Below are 14,147 nucleotides of genomic sequence, written 5' to 3' on the forward strand. Positions count from 1 at the left end.
ACAGGCGTGGCGTTAAGTTTCGCCCGTTTCTCGGGGTTTTAATCCGCAGGCACTTGGCTTATTTTCAGAGCCCCACTCAATGGATTATCTGGAGACGCAATGGACATGCCCTCACCTCAACAGGCGGTCGCCTGCAACAAGGACGCCTGGGACCAATCTGCCAGCCTGCACAAAACCACCGACACTTGGAACGCGCTGCTCAGCGGTGTCGGCAAGCCTGGCTTTTCATGCCTGGACCCGACCATCACCGGCGTGCTGCAAGACGTAGGCGTGGCTGGCAAAGACGTGGTGCAACTGTGTTGTAACAATGGTCGCGAGAGCCTCTCGTTGTTCAGCCTGGGCGCGCGCTCGGTCGTGGGCGTGGACCAATCGCCCGCGTTTCTGCAGCAGGCCCGTGAACTGGCGGGTGTCTCGCCGCACAACCCTGAGTTCGTGGAAAGTGATATTCATCAGCTGCCGCACGCGTTGCACGAGCGTTTCGATATCGCCTTGGTGACCATCGGTGTGCTGGGCTGGATGCCGGACGTGGCGCTGTTCATGCACCACGTTGCCAGCACCCTGAAACCCGGCGGCACGCTGGTAATGTACGAAACCCATCCGTTCCTGGAGGTGTTCGATCCTCGCGCGCAAAACCCATTCCTGCCGGCCAGCTCCTACTTCCAGCGCGAGCCCTTTGTGCTGCAGGAGTCAATTGTTTATGAAGGCCAGGGCGAGATTGCCGGGCCCACCTCTTATTGGTATGTGCATACCTTGGGCGACCTGGTAAACGCCGCGATCTGCGCGGGCTTGCAGATCAGCCACTTGGAGGAATATGCCCATTCCAACCGCGAAGAGCTTTACGACCAGTACGAAGACCAGCCTGCGCAATTGCCGATGTGCTTTACCTTGACGGCCATCAAGCGTGCCGATTGAGGCGTCATTCCACAGGCAAAAAAAAGCCCACGAAAAGACGCGGGCTAAGGGATTCACTGGAGATTCACTGGAGTAGGTAGGCTTCACCCTATAGACCCGAAAGTGAAGGCCCTGTGAAAATACTGTCACAGGTTCGTAAGGCGTCGTTCAGGAGCGCCGTACGAAAGTGCGCATGGTTTGACCTGGGCCAGTACTGAATACGATTGGCCTGGGCATACTTTCATCGGCTGCAATGAACACAAACTCATCCCCTTCGAGGCGATAACTGGCAGGCAAGTGTTTGCCGGCGTCATCCCCTATGGAGTCGACCCAGGTAATGCCCTTGGGAACGGTGCTGCTGTCCAGGAAAAACCGGCCAGCCAGCAACACCTCGCCACTGACGGTTTTCACTTCGAAGCGGTCGCCGCTAATCGTGGTGATTGCGCCGGGGGCGCTGTGCGCGTCGACGGGATTAAGCACGCCACTGTCTTCGAGTGAAGTTTGCTCCCAGGCACCTTGGAGGGCTTGAAGGTCTGGGTCGGAAATGGATGACATACAAATTCCTTTTTGCTGAGGGGGTGAAGGCCTGATGCGTAATCAAGCGTAGGAAGGGTCCTGTTTTTTATTTTCTTATGCAATTTTTCGTTATGAACACAGGCAATTGGCGTACTTTGCCTGCCCTCCGGGTAACGTCTTGTAACGGAGCGTCTATGTTCTGGGTGTCTGTCACTAATGACACCCGTGTCACTGAAATGAAACCGCTTGCTGCTTAGGCTGACGTTTCAGTGAATTGGGTGGCTCCGTTACCGCAGAGGGCCATGCGTGTCGTGTGGCCGGACGTTGCCCCCTGTTTATTCAGTTGTTGATCAGGTCTGTTGTCGGACGCTGAATTTCAACTCACCAGGGTGTAAGACATTTGAACAACACTCCCCAGCTGCATCAATATTTGCCTACGGATGAAATCGATCTGTTTGAACTATTTCACGCGATCTGGAAGCAAAAAAAACTGATCATCGGTTGCACGATTCTGGCGGGCCTTCTGGGAGTAGGCTACGCGTTCCTTGCGCCGAGGGTTTACCAAGTCAGCAGTGTGTTGCGGCCTGCGGCAATCAATGAGCTGGATGCACTCAACCGCTCCGAAGTCTACAAGTTGCCGCCGGCCGATGCGCTGGCCAAAGTCGGTGCACAGCTGGATTCCTACGAAACGCGGCTGGGCTTCTTCAGGGCCAACCTGCCTTTGTTCGAGGCCTTTCAACAACCTGGGCGAAGCCTGGAACAGAGCTTTGAAGCGTTCAATCAGAACGCTATCAACTTGGTGGGCGCAGATCCCAAGAAGCCCGACGCACTCAACAATTACCTCCGCTTGGAAATGCAGTACCCCAATGGGATTGATGGGGTGGCGATTCTAAACGGGTTAGTAGCCTATGCGATCACGCAGCAACGCGAGCAAGTGGGCGCGGACCTCAAGGTGATCGTGAACAACCGCCTGAACGAGCTCAAAGGCAAGATCGACGCGGCACGCGCCAACTACGAAACGGGCAAAGCGTCAAAAATCGCCAGGTTGCTGGAGGCGGATAAGGTCAAGCGCGCTCAATTGAAGGATGAACTCTCCGCGCTGCGCTTGCAGATGAAAATGCAACGCGTCAGCCGCTTGGCAGAATTGGCCGAGGCTATTTCCATCGCCAAGTCCATCGGCATCAACAACCCCACCACGCCTTCCGCCATGGGAGCCAGCGCGGTTCGTGGGGCCGGCCAGGTGATGCGCACCGAAGTCACCAACCAGAAAATCCCGCTGTACTTCATGGGCACCGAGGCGCTGGAGGCCGAGCGCACAGCGTTGGCGCAACGTTCCAATGATGACTTCACCAACAATCGGGTTGCCGAAATCAGCAAAGAGTTGCGCATGCTTGATGTCAATCGCGAAGTGGAGGTGCTCAACAGCCGTAAGGATGAGGACATATTCCTGCAAGGTGTGGAGCCACTGTGGGCGGAGGAGGCCCGGCTGCGGGGCCTCAGTATCGATATGAGCGCGCTGAAGTTGGTGACGGTGGACCGCCAGGCGCAGGAACCGCTGGGGCCGATCAAACCGAAAAAAGCCCTGATTATTGCATTGAGCCTGATGGCAGGGCTGATGCTGGGTGTTTTGGTGGCGTTGATTCGGCATTTCGCACAAGTTCGCTGGGAGAACGGGCCATTTTCGGTGATCAATGAGCGTCGTTTACCCCCTCGATAAGATGGATTAGCCGCACCGCGGGCGTGCCCCTGAGCAAGCCCGCTCAACACATTCAGAAGACAGCTTTTCACAATTCTTAGTTAACTTTTGGTTACAAACTGTGGCTAAATAACTGCCAATGGCAACGCACCGATCTCTCAGACGGTGGTGCCGATTGTGTGAATTGTGATTTCAGGTGCTGCTATCCATCCTCGGCCGTCGTGGGCACGCAGGAGCAGCCTGTTCTCTTCTGACGTGTGACGAAATCCCTTGAAGCTCATCATTGTTGTTCTTTACGTTGCCTCGATTGCGTATGTCCACCTGCGTGGCCGGGTGCGACACAAGCTGGGCCGCCAGCTCAGTGATCATTCGACCTTTCTCGCCCCGATCAACTGTTTTCTCTATCTCTTCTCCAAGCTGCCCAGCCGGCCCTACCTGTCGCCCAGCGATTTTCCCGACCTGAGCCCGCTCCAGGAACACTGGGAAGAAATCCGCCAGGAAGGCCAGAACCTGATGCGCGCCGGGGAAATCAAGCGTTCGGACCAATACAACGACGTCGGCTTCAATTCGTTCTTCAAGTCGGGTTGGAAACGCTTTTACCTGAAATGGTATGGCGACAGCCATCCGTCGGCGATGAAGCTGTGCCCGCGCACCACGGCGTTGGTCCAGAGCATCGGCTCGATCAAGGCCGCGATGTTTGCCGAGCTGCCGCCGGGCTCAAAATTGGTACGCCACCGTGATCCGTATGCCGGCTCGTATCGCTATCACTTGGGCCTGGATACGCCGAATGACCCAGGTTGCTACATCAACGTGGATGGCGAAAGCTACTCCTGGCGTGATGGCGAGCCGGTGATGTTCGACGAGACTTATATCCACTACGCGGAAAACACCACACAGCAGAATCGCATCATCCTGTTCTGCGACATTGAGCGTCCGATGAAGTACCGCTGGGCGGCGGCTTTCAATCGCTGGTTCAGCCGTACCGTCATGGCCGCTGCGGGTTCGCCCAATGATGACGGTGACAAGACCGGTGGGCTCAACCGCGCGTTCACGCGGCTGTACAAGATCCGTCTGCGTGGTAAAGAGCTGAAAAAGCGCAACCGTACCCGTTATTACCTGGAAAAGTGGGCGATCTTCGCTGGTTTGGCAGCGATCTTCCTACTGATCTGATCGTCACGTTGGGCGCCATTCACACCGGTGGACGGGCGCCCAATTTGTCCCACATCTTCTTGCTGAGTTTCTGTCGGTTGGTATACCCGGCCCAGGGATCAGCCTTCAAACCGTTCAACCGCTGCTGCACATTGGCGACAGTCCATTGCTGCGCGCTGCGTAAACCCTTCAACTCCTCACGGCTGATCGGCACCGACACCGGCAGGCCTGGGCGTGCCCGCACGGAGTAGGCCGCCACGGTGCTGGCGCCCCGCGCGTTGCGCAGGTAGTCGATAAAGATCTTGCCGACGCGGTTTTTGGGCCCTGACGTCGCGGTAAAACGCTCGGGCAGTTGCTCGGTCATAAACTGGGCGATGGCCTTGGCGAACGCCTTGACGGTGTCCCAACCGTCGCGGCGCGCCAGTGGTACGACCAGGTGCAGTCCCTTGCCTCCGCTGGTCTTGACGAACGCTTGCAGCCCCAGTTCATCCAGCACCGACAGGGTCAGTTGCGCCGCTTCCAGCATGGCTTTCCAGGGCAGCGCCGGGTCCGGGTCGAGATCGAGCACAAACAGGTCGGGGGTTTCGATCTTGTCTGAGGTGGCGCCCCAGGTGTGAAATTCTACGGCACCCATTTGTACGGCACCGATCAACGCGCGGGTGCTGTCGATTTCCATCAGGCGCGCATGCCCTGGGTCGAGTGCCTGATCCAGGTGCTTGATGTTGGGAATGGCCAGGCGCTCTGAATGTTTCTGGAAGAATGGCTCGCCTTCGATGCCTTCAGGTGCTCGCAGCAATGAAACAGGGCGGTGGCGCAGGAAGGGCAAGATCCACTGGCTGATGCTGTCGTAGAACTGCGCCAGGTGCTGCTTCTGTGTGCCGCTTTGCGGGTCGATCACCCGGTCGGGGTGGGTGATCGTTACCGCAGCGCTGTTTTTTTTCGCGGGTTTCATGGCGTTGGCCGTTCGTGGTTGCTCGTGAATGATCTCGGCGGCCGGTTTGTCGCTGCGCAGACCCACGAATGCCGCCTGGCGGACCACGCCTTCCCGGGTCCATTCGGCGAATTGCACCTCGCCAACCAACGTCGGCTCCACCCAGTGCACACCACGGGCCTGGGCGCTGCTCAGCGGCTTTTCCAGCGGCGATGCCTTGCGTTCCAGGGGCTTGAGTTGCGCGTAAATCGCTTTCAGTGCCGCGTGATCAAAGCCTGTGCCCACACGCCCGGCATACACCAGCCCGGCATCGTCATTCACCGCCAGCAACAGCGCGCCGAAACCACTGCGTGAACCCTGTGGCCGGGTGTATCCGACGATTACGAATTCCTGGCGCAGGCGGCATTTAAGCTTGATCCAATCGGCACTGCGACTCGACACATAGGGGCTGCCCAGGCGCTTACCGATCACGCCTTCCAGGGCGAGGTCACAGGCACTTTCGAAGATATCGCGAGGGTGGGCGGTGAAGGCTTCGGAGAACCGCAGCAACTTGCTTCTGCTTGCGGCCAGCGCGTCCTTGAGCGCGGCGCGGCGTGCCTCCACAGGCGCTTGGCGTTGATCCTGGCCGTTGAGGAATGGCGCATCGAACAGGTAGTAGACAATGTCCAGGCTGCGGCCGATATCGAAGGCGTTTTGCAGTGCCTGGAAGTCCGGCAGGCCGTCGCCGTTCAGGCTGACCACCTCGCCGTCGAGCCAGCTGTCCTTGAGCTTGAGGGCCTGCAGGGCCTTGACCTGGCGCGGCAGGCGTTCGGTCCAGTCATGGCCGTTGCGGGTGAACAGGCGCACCTCGCCGTCACGAATGCGCGTGAGCATGCGGTAACCGTCGAACTTGATTTCGTACTGCCAGTCGCCTTCGGGGGCGCGGTCGACCAGCGTGGCCAATTGTGGGTTGAATTGTTCGGGGAGGGCGGTTGCCGCTGCTTGTTGTCGCGTGGCTTTGGTGCTGGGCTTGGCGTTGGATTTAACGTTGGATTTAACGTTGGATTTACCTGCCGAGGCGTCGCTGACCACGCTGTCCGGTTGAGCCTGAACGATGTCGTAGTCGTCTGCCGGGCGCGCCTGCGCGTCTTTTTCCTTGATCAACAGCCATTGTTCCTTGTCGCCGCTGCCCTTCAGGCGGGTGCGCACCAGCGCCCAGTCGCCGGAGAGTTTCTCGCCGACCAGGGTAAATGTGAGCTTGCCGGCGGCGTAGGCCTTACGCGGGTCATCATGGGGCTGCCAGATGCCGCGGTCCCACACAATGACGTCGCCGGCGCCGTATTGGCCGGCGGGAATACTGCCTTCGAAGCTGCCATAGCTGAGGGGGTGATCTTCCACGTGGACGGCTAGGCGCTTTTGGCTCGGGTCCAGGCTCGGGCCCTTGGGCACCGCCCAACTGAGCAGCACGCCGTCGAGTTCCAGGCGAAAGTCATAGTGCAGGTTGCGCGCGTCATGTTTCTGGATCACAAAAGACAGCGCCGACGCGTTGCGTTTGCTGGCAGGTGCACGGCCTGCCGGTTCGCCGGTAACGCCGAAGTCTCGCTTACGGTTGTACTCGCTGAGGGGCTTTGGCATGGGTCATGAGGCCTTGGTGGATTTCTTCGCCGCCAGCTTCTTGGCGGGCTTGCCGGCCAGGCTGCGCTTGAGCAGTTCCGTCAGGTCGATCACGTCGGCGGACTTGCGCGCTTCGCTGTCCTGGCTGGTTTCCACGTCTTCGATCTTGCCGGCCTTGGCCTTCTTGGCCACCAGCGCCATGATTTTTTCCTGGAAACTGTCACGGTAGTCATCCGGCTGCCAGTCGGCGCTCATGTCTTCTACCAGGCGCTTGGCCATGTCCAGTTCGCCCTTGGCTAGGCTGGGTTTGGTCACGTCGCTGTCCAGTTCCAGGTCGTCCAGGCTGCGGACTTCGGCGGGCCAGCGCAGCATCACCAGCACCAGCGCCGATTCCAGTGGCATCAAGGCCGCCAGATGCTGCTTGGTGTGCAGCACCACATTGGCCAGCGCAACTTTGCCGGTTTTTTTAAGGGTTTCCCTTAGCAGCGCGTAGACCTTGCCGCCCCGTTTATCCGGCGCGAGGAAGTAGGGGGCGTCGATGTTCTGCAACGGGATCTGGTCACTGGCGACAAACGCGATGATTTCGATGGTCTGGGTCGACTTGGGGTGGGCCGAGCGGATTTCCTCTTCGCTGAGCACCACATAGCGGCCTTTTTCGAACGCAACGCCTTTGACGATGTTCTCTTTCGTCACCTCTTTACCGGTGGTCTTGTTGATGCGCTTGTAGCCCACCGGGTCCATGCTGCGCTTGTCGAGCCAGTCAAAGTCCACGCCCTGTGATGACGTGGCCGAGACCAGCGAGACCGGGATATGCACCAGGCCAAAGCTGATGGCGCCTTTCCAGATTGCCCGTGGCATAGGTGCGATTCCTTAAGTAGAGGCTGTGTTCTGGTGACTCGGACGCTGTACGAAAAGTTTCCACCGACAGATGCGCGGACAGATCGTGTTACACCTGATGAGAAACTATTTAGTGTCGAAAGCCGAACCCTAGGCGTAGCGTGTTATCGAAAGCAGGTAATCCTCGCCCTGAGAGGTTTCGTCATGAATAGCGGTATGCGTCACGTTGCAGCGCTGCTGGTGGGCCTGGCCCTTGCGCCTTTGGCGCATGCGCAAAACCTGCCCGGCAACAACGCCAACAACGGCCCGATCCACCGGGCCAACCCCAATAGCATGCAGGGCACTCAGCCCAATGCGCCGGCCATTCGCGGTATCCAGACCGGGCCGACCACGCGCACGCCGACCCTGGAGAACGGCGGTATCGGCAATCGTTACCCGCAACGCGATGCCGCCCCCAGCCGTCCGACCACCGAAACCAAAGCCCCCACCTATGATGCCAACGGCAATCGCCGGTAAGGATTCAGCCTTATGTTTCTACGCAAAACCCTTCTAGCCGCCTTTTGTGCAACCACGTTGCTGCCGTTGACCACGGCTTTCGCCGCCGACGCCCAGCAGTTTCCCAGCGAACAAGGCAGCATTACCGCCACCCCCATCGCCAAAGGCTTGGATCACCCGTGGGCAGTGGCCTTTCTGCCGGACAAGCAAGGCTTCCTGGTTACCGAACGTCCTGGCCACCTGCGTTTTGTCAGCCCGGACGGCAAGCTCTCCGCGCCGCTGAAAGGCGTGCCTGAAGTATGGGCCAAAGGGCAGGGCGGCCTGTTGGACGTGGTGCTGTCGCCCGACTTCAAGCAGGACCGCATGGTCTACCTGTCCTACGCCGAAGGCGGCGGCAAGGGCGGTACGGCCGGCACTGCGGTGGGCCGTGGTCGCCTGGCGGCTGATCTCAGTGGCTTGACCGACTTCACCGTCATCCTGCGCCAGGAGCCGAAGCTGTCCACCGGCAATCACTTCGGTTCACGCGTGGCCTTTGACCGTGATGGCTACCTATTCGTGACGCTGGGGGAAAACAACGATCGCCCGACCGCCCAGGACCTGGACAAATTGCAAGGCAAGGTCGTGCGCATCTATCCGGACGGCCGCGTGCCGGACGACAACCCCTTTGTCGGTCAAGAAGGCGTGCGCCCGGAGATCTGGTCCTACGGCCAGCGCAACCCTCAGGGGCTGGCGTTGAACCCCTGGAGTGGCACGATCTGGGAAAACGAACACGGCCCGCGTGGCGGTGATGAGATCAACATCATCGAGCGGGGCAAGAACTACGGTTGGCCGCTGGCAACCCACGGCATCAATTATTCCCTGACACCGATTCCCGAAGCCAAGGGCAAGACGGTGGAAGGCACAGTGCCGCCGCATCACGTCTGGGAAAAATCACCGGGTATCAGCGGTATGGCGTTTTATGATGCGGATCGCTTCAAGCCCTGGCAGCACAACGTGTTTATCGGTGCGCTGGTCGACCAGGAGTTGATCCGGTTGCAGTTTGATGGCGACAAGGTGATTCACGAAGAGCGCTTGCTGGGAGGCTTGAAAGCGCGGATCCGCGATGTGCGGCAGGGGCCGGATGGGTTCTTGTATGTGCTGACGGATGCGGATGATGGGGTTCTGTATCGGGTAGGGCTGAATCAGGACTGAAGTGCCGTAGCCGCGCGTGAGGGGGCAAGTCGAATCGTCGCACCGCCCCCTCACACATTTGCCAGGTCTTAAAGCCCCAGATCAGAAAGCCCCGGATGATCATCCGGGCGCCGCCCCAGCGGCCAGTGGAACTTGCGTTCGCTTTCCTTGATCGGCAGGTCGTTGATGCAGGCAAAACGATTGGCCATCAGGCCGTTTTCGTCGAACTCCCAGTTCTCGTTGCCATAGGAACGGAACCAGTTGCCGGAATCGTCGTGCCATTCATAGGCATAACGCACCGCGATGCGGTTGTCGGTAAACGCCCACAGCTCTTTGATCAACCGATAATCCAGCTCCTTGGCCCATTTGCGGGTCAGGAAGCCCTTGGCGTCTTCGCGGTTGTAGGCAAATTCGGCGCGGTTACGCCAGTGGGTGTCGAGGGTGTAGGCCAGGGATACGCGGTGCGGGTCGCGGGAATTCCAGCCGTCTTCGGCCAGACGGACTTTTTCGATAGCCGACTCGCGCGTGAACGGCGGCAGCGGCGGGCGTGTTTCTGCGGCGGATGACATGGGCATTTTCCTCAAGACAATAAGGTTTCAGTCGAAAGTTGCGCTGACCTGTGCGTTCACAGTCCCAATAACGTTTGCGCCATGCATTGCGCATTATCGGCAGCTGTTGAATCACCCATCACCAGGGCAACGGTGATGGCGCCATCGATCAGGATCAGCAGTTGCGCGGCCTGCTGTGCCGGGTCGGGGGTGCCATGTGCTTGACAGAGTTCAAGTGCGTACTCGAACAGTTTCTGTTTGTGGGCCTTGGCCAGCAGGCGCACCGGGTCGTGCGGGTTGCCGGTTTCGCCGCTGGTGTTGATAAACGCACAGCCGCGGAAATCCGCTGTGTCGAACCAGGCCTTGAGCGCGCTGAACACCGCGAGCAGCCGTTCACCCGTGCCTTCGCTGCGTTCCACTTCGTCGCGCAGCCACTGCATCCAGCGCTCGTCACGACGTTGCAGGGCGGCAATCACCAATTCGTCTTTGTTGGCGAAGTAGCGGTAAACGCTTTTTCTCGAGACGCCGGCGGTTTTCACCAGGAAGTCCATGCCCGTGGCGGCGATGCCATGGCGATAGATCAACTTTTCGGCCACGTCGAGGATGATGTCGCGAGTTTCATTACCGGTCATATCGTTCATGCCGCAAACAGTAGAACGATCGTTCTTCTTGGTCAATAAATTTTTACATGCCGCGCAGCAAGACCTGAGCACCCCCATGGTGTAAGCTCGGGGACTCTTCGGATTCGACCCATTGCGAGCCTTATGCCGTCGTTCTTCAAACGCTCCCTGTTGCCCAAACTGCGCGGTTTCCCCCTCACTCCCGATGCCCTTGAGGTGCTGTCCGGCGCCGACGCGTACCGCCGTTGCCTGCTGGAAAAAATCGCCCAGGCCACGCGGCGTATCTACATCGTCGCGCTGTATCTGCAGCAGGACGAAGCGGGGCAGGAGATCTACGATGCCCTGCACGCGGCCAAGGCTGCGCGGCCGGAGTTGGAGATCGTGGTGGTGGTCGACTGGCTGCGCGCCCAGCGTGGCTTGATCGGTGCCGGTAAACAGCCGGGCAACAGCGCCTGGTACCAGGCCATGACCCAAAGCCACATCAGCGACGTGCCGGTGTATGGCGTGCCTGTGCAAACCCGCGAGCTGTTCGGCGTGCTGCACCTCAAGGGCTTCGTGATCGACGACAGCGTGCTGTACAGCGGGGCTAGCCTGAACAACGTGTACTTGCACAAGTTCGACAAATACCGTTTCGACCGCTACCACCTGATCCACAGCAAGCCCCTGGCGGACTCGATGCAACACCTGGTGGAACACGGGCTGATCGCCTCCAAGGCGGTTAATCGCCTGGACCTGCCCAACCCACCCACCACGCGCAGCTTGCGCAATGATATCGGCGACTTGCGCAGCCGCCTGAAACACGCGACCTATGACACCACGACGGGGCAGTTGCCCAATGGTCACCTGTCGGTCAGCCCGTTGCTCGGGGTGGGCAAGAACAACCCGCTGAACCGGGTGATCCTCGAACTGATCGCCAGCGCCCAGCAGCAACTGACCATCTGCACGCCGTACTTCAACCTGCCGCTGCCGGTGACCCGCGAGATCAACCGTGCCCTGGCGCGTGGGGTGAAGATCGACATCGTCGTCGGCGACAAGACCGCCAACGACTTCTACATCCCGCCGAGCGAGCCATTCAAGGTCATTGCCGCGCTGCCGTACCTGTACGAAATCAGCCTGCGCCGCTTCGCCAAACGCCATCAGCCGATGATCGACAGTGGCCAACTGAACCTGCACCTGTGGCGCGACGGCGACAACACCTACCACCTCAAGGGGATGTGGGTCGACCAGCGTTACACCTTGCTCACCGGCAACAACCTCAACCCGCGCGCGTTCCGTCTCGATTTGGAAAACGCATTGTTGATCGATGACCCCCAAGGCCAGTGGCTGGCGCCGCGGCGCACCGAGCTGGCGCAGATTTTCCAGCACACCACGCGTATCGAGCGTTATCAGGATTTGCAAACGCTGCCGGACTATCCGGAAGCGGTCGGCAAGTTCCTGCGCCGGGTCAGCCGCGTGCGCATCGAGCGGTTGCTGTACCGGATCCTGTAAACCGGCAGGCAAAAAAAGACCCAGCCCCTTCAACAGGGCTGGGTCTTTTTTTGTGTAGCGTTTAGTTCAAGCCCAGCTTGCCACGCAAGGTGGACAGGTCCTCCGCCAGGGTATTGACCGGACCCACCAGGGCCTTGCGGTCGTTTTCCTTGACCTTGTCGTAGGTCTCGAAGCCGCCGTCCTTGGTCTTGTACTTGGCCAGGATCTTGTCCACGCTGGCGAAGTTTTTGTCGACCTTGGCCAGGAAGGCCTTGTCTTGTTTCTCGATTTGCCCACGGAACAGGTCGACGATTTTCTTCGCGCCGTCGATGTTGCCCTGGAAGTCATACAAGTCGGTGTGGCTGTAGCGGTCTTCTTCGCCGGAGATCTTGGTGGCGGCGACTTCTTCCAACAGTGCTGCGGCGCCGCCCACGACTTTCTCCGGTGGGAAGGTCAGGCCGTCGACGCGGGTCTTGAGGTCGTTGACGTCGGTGTTGAGCTTGGCGGTGAGGGTTTCCAGGCCTTTGGTGGTGTTCTGCGAAAACAGCGCGTATTCGATGCGGTGGAAGCCGGTGAAGTCTTCGGCGGTCACGCCTTTTTCGTGGTCGTCGACGCGGGAGTCGATGGATGCATCGAGGTCGCTGAACAACTCGGCGATCGGCTCGATGGACTCATAGTGCACACGGGTCGGCGCGTAGAGTTTCTTGGCGGTGGCCAGGTCGCCTTGGTTGATGGCATCGGTGAACGCTTGGGTCTGGGTGACCAGTTCACCGATTTCTTCGGTGACGTAGATTTTGTAGTCCGACACCGGCCCTACCAAATCCAGCGGCGCGGTAGCGGCGAACGCTGCCAGCGGCGAAAGGGTCAGCAATAACGACAACGCGATAAACGACTTTTTCATGGGAGGGTTTCCGCTCTGGGGTTTGTTTTAGGTAGGGGCAGTGGTGTGAGGGTGCGTTGCAGCCAGCAGCGTGCGCCCGAGGAAATCCTTCGGTCCCGTGACCCCCGGTAGGGTGAAGAAATACCCGCCGCCGACCGGCTTGAGGTATTCCTCCAGGGGCTCGCCGTTGAGCCGGGTTTGCACGCTGATAAAGCCTTTCTCCAGGTCAGCCTGGTAGCAGATGAACAACAGCCCCATGTCCAGCTGACCGTTTTTGTTGACGCCGTTGGAGTAGTTGAACGGCCGGCGCAGGATCAGGTTGGCCTGAGTCTGCGGGGTGCGCGGGTTGGCCAGGCGGATGTGGGCATCGAGCTTGGTCAACTTGCCTTCCGGGTCCTTGCTGTAGTCGGGCACCTGGGTTTCTTTGTCGCCGCCCATAGGCGCGCCGGTGGGCTTGATGCGGCCGATGATGCTTTCCTGCTCTTGCAGCGGGGTACGGTCCCAGCGCTCAACGAAGTTGCGGATGATGCGCACGGCCTGATAGCTGCCGTTGGCCGCCCAGGCCGGTTCGTCGCTGCCAGGCTGCACCCATACAATCTGGTTCATCGCCTTGTCATCGTTGGAGTTCGGGTTGGCCGAACCGTCACGGAAACCGAGGAAGTTGCGTGCGCTCTGGGCCGGCTCACCAGGTTTGGCAGGCGCCTGGGGCGGTACGCTGCCTTCCTGTTTCCAGCGCACCAGCAGCAGGTCCGGCAGGTTCTTCACGATGTCGCGCAGGGCGTGGATATTGGTGTCCGTGGTGTTGGAGCTGAATTGCAGGCTCAGGTCGCCGTGGCACTGCGCCGGTTCGAGCGCATCGTTGGGGAAACCGACCATGCGGCTCAAGCGCTTGGGCTTGACCGCCGCGAGGCCGAAGCGCTCATCGAACAGTGATTCGCCGACGGACACGGTGATGGTCAGGTTGTCCGGTGTGACCACCGGGCCGAGGATCCCTGAGTCGGTGGGCGGCAGCTTCGGGTCGACTTGCGGCACGGTGCCGCCGGTCATCAGGAAGGCGATGCGTTCGTTCAAGGTGCGGAACAGGCGCTCCAGGTCTTCACGATCATTGGCCAGTACGTCGAACGCCACGAGCATGCCGCAGGCCGGGCGTGGGGTGACGATGCCGGTTTGGTGCGTGCCGAAAAAGTCGTGGTGGTCCTGGGTTTTATCACTGCGTGGCGCGGTGGTGACTTGCTCGGCGGCGGCGGCCATGGCTGGGCAGGTCAGGCTGCTGCCGGCTATGGCGGCGCCGGTGGCCGCCATGCCCAGGAGGACACGCCGGCGTTGGGGGTCAAACTGTGCTGAATCGCTCATG

At 59.8% G+C, this 14,147-nt stretch carries 13 protein-coding genes; 6 read left to right on the forward strand and 7 right to left on the reverse strand.

Features of this window, described 5'->3' with window-relative positions:
• Positions 1–99: 99 nt before the first annotated feature.
• On the forward strand, positions 100–912 hold the full coding sequence (locus tag AC3ZU9_RS00175; protein WP_012724088.1) for a class I SAM-dependent methyltransferase: 813 nt from the start codon (positions 100–102) through the stop codon (positions 910–912).
• A gap of 147 nt (positions 913–1,059) precedes the next feature.
• Here the strand turns inward: AC3ZU9_RS00175 and AC3ZU9_RS00180 are convergent, their stop codons facing one another.
• Entirely contained in the window at positions 1,060–1,446 is a 387-nt protein-coding gene (locus tag AC3ZU9_RS00180; RefSeq protein WP_046034231.1) for a TIGR03067 domain-containing protein, read from the reverse strand.
• 361 nt (positions 1,447–1,807) lie between these two features.
• On the opposite strand from AC3ZU9_RS00180, the gene AC3ZU9_RS00185 reads away from it, so the two are divergent.
• A complete protein-coding gene (locus AC3ZU9_RS00185) occupies positions 1,808–3,124 on the forward strand; it encodes a Wzz/FepE/Etk N-terminal domain-containing protein (RefSeq protein ID WP_102060437.1) in 1,317 nt (438 codons plus the stop codon).
• Positions 3,125–3,373: 249 nt separating this feature from the next.
• A complete protein-coding gene (gene lpxO, locus AC3ZU9_RS00190) occupies positions 3,374–4,273 on the forward strand; it encodes a lipid A hydroxylase LpxO (protein ID WP_046034230.1) in 900 nt (299 codons plus the stop codon).
• A gap of 19 nt (positions 4,274–4,292) precedes the next feature.
• On the opposite strand, the gene ligD is transcribed toward lpxO, so the two are convergent.
• Together ligD and ku are read right to left on the reverse strand one after the other, a co-directional pair.
• Positions 4,293–6,797, reverse strand: a complete 2,505-nt coding sequence (ligD, locus tag AC3ZU9_RS00195; protein WP_490090097.1) for a DNA ligase D — start codon at positions 6,795–6,797, stop codon at positions 4,293–4,295.
• A gap of 3 nt (positions 6,798–6,800) precedes the next feature.
• Entirely contained in the window at positions 6,801–7,634 is an 834-nt protein-coding gene (gene ku / locus AC3ZU9_RS00200) for a non-homologous end joining protein Ku (protein ID WP_490090098.1), read from the reverse strand.
• 183 nt (positions 7,635–7,817) lie between these two features.
• Here ku and AC3ZU9_RS00205 point away from each other — a divergent pair, with 183 nt between their 5' ends.
• Positions 7,818–8,129, forward strand: a complete 312-nt coding sequence (locus tag AC3ZU9_RS00205) for a hypothetical protein (protein ID WP_490090099.1) — start codon at positions 7,818–7,820, stop codon at positions 8,127–8,129.
• 12 nt (positions 8,130–8,141) lie between these two features.
• On the forward strand, positions 8,142–9,299 hold the full coding sequence (locus AC3ZU9_RS00210; RefSeq protein ID WP_490090100.1) for a PQQ-dependent sugar dehydrogenase: 1,158 nt from the start codon (positions 8,142–8,144) through the stop codon (positions 9,297–9,299).
• Between the two features lie 68 nt (positions 9,300–9,367).
• On the opposite strand, the gene AC3ZU9_RS00215 is transcribed toward AC3ZU9_RS00210, so the two are convergent.
• A complete protein-coding gene (locus AC3ZU9_RS00215; protein ID WP_012724096.1) occupies positions 9,368–9,847 on the reverse strand; it encodes a nuclear transport factor 2 family protein in 480 nt (159 codons plus the stop codon).
• 56 nt (positions 9,848–9,903) lie between these two features.
• Positions 9,904–10,467 (reverse strand): TetR/AcrR family transcriptional regulator, encoded by a 564-nt coding sequence (locus AC3ZU9_RS00220; RefSeq protein WP_490090101.1) that lies wholly within the window; start codon positions 10,465–10,467, stop codon positions 9,904–9,906.
• 123 nt (positions 10,468–10,590) lie between these two features.
• Between AC3ZU9_RS00220 and pssA the strand changes: the two genes are divergently transcribed.
• Complete coding sequence (pssA, locus tag AC3ZU9_RS00225; RefSeq protein WP_102060440.1) at positions 10,591–11,934, forward strand: CDP-diacylglycerol--serine O-phosphatidyltransferase; 1,344 nt, start codon at positions 10,591–10,593, stop codon at positions 11,932–11,934.
• A 61-nt stretch (positions 11,935–11,995) separates the two neighbouring features.
• Here the strand turns inward: pssA and efeO are convergent, their stop codons facing one another.
• Positions 11,996–12,814, reverse strand: coding sequence for an iron uptake system protein EfeO (gene efeO, locus AC3ZU9_RS00230; RefSeq protein WP_490090102.1), 819 nt, complete (start codon positions 12,812–12,814; stop codon positions 11,996–11,998).
• Positions 12,815–12,841: 27 nt separating this feature from the next.
• Positions 12,842–14,146 carry an iron uptake transporter deferrochelatase/peroxidase subunit gene (gene efeB / locus AC3ZU9_RS00235; protein WP_490090103.1) on the reverse strand — a complete coding sequence of 435 codons (1,305 nt, stop codon included), beginning with the start codon at positions 14,144–14,146 and terminating at the stop codon, positions 12,842–12,844.
• Position 14,147: the final 1 nt, after the last annotated feature.

The organism is Pseudomonas sp. A39, assembly GCF_058145955.1.

What these genes read in the sequence shown, in the direction of transcription:
- AC3ZU9_RS00175 (WP_012724088.1), top strand. Translation starts at nt 100, where the DNA reads ATGGACATGCCCTCACCTCAACAGGCGGTCGCCTGCAACAAGGACGCC.
- AC3ZU9_RS00180 (WP_046034231.1), bottom strand. Translation starts at nt 1,446, where the DNA reads ATGTCATCCATTTCCGACCCAGACCTTCAAGCCCTCCAAGGTGCCTGG.
- ligD (WP_490090097.1), bottom strand. Translation starts at nt 6,797, where the DNA reads ATGCCAAAGCCCCTCAGCGAGTACAACCGTAAGCGAGACTTCGGCGTT.
- ku (WP_490090098.1), bottom strand. Translation starts at nt 7,634, where the DNA reads ATGCCACGGGCAATCTGGAAAGGCGCCATCAGCTTTGGCCTGGTGCAT.
- AC3ZU9_RS00205 (WP_490090099.1), top strand. Translation starts at nt 7,818, where the DNA reads ATGAATAGCGGTATGCGTCACGTTGCAGCGCTGCTGGTGGGCCTGGCC.
- AC3ZU9_RS00210 (WP_490090100.1), top strand. Translation starts at nt 8,142, where the DNA reads ATGTTTCTACGCAAAACCCTTCTAGCCGCCTTTTGTGCAACCACGTTG.
- AC3ZU9_RS00215 (WP_012724096.1), bottom strand. Translation starts at nt 9,847, where the DNA reads ATGTCATCCGCCGCAGAAACACGCCCGCCGCTGCCGCCGTTCACGCGC.
- AC3ZU9_RS00220 (WP_490090101.1), bottom strand. Translation starts at nt 10,467, where the DNA reads ATGAACGATATGACCGGTAATGAAACTCGCGACATCATCCTCGACGTG.
- pssA (WP_102060440.1), top strand. Translation starts at nt 10,591, where the DNA reads ATGCCGTCGTTCTTCAAACGCTCCCTGTTGCCCAAACTGCGCGGTTTC.
- efeO (WP_490090102.1), bottom strand. Translation starts at nt 12,814, where the DNA reads ATGAAAAAGTCGTTTATCGCGTTGTCGTTATTGCTGACCCTTTCGCCG.
- efeB (WP_490090103.1), bottom strand. Translation starts at nt 14,146, where the DNA reads ATGAGCGATTCAGCACAGTTTGACCCCCAACGCCGGCGTGTCCTCCTG.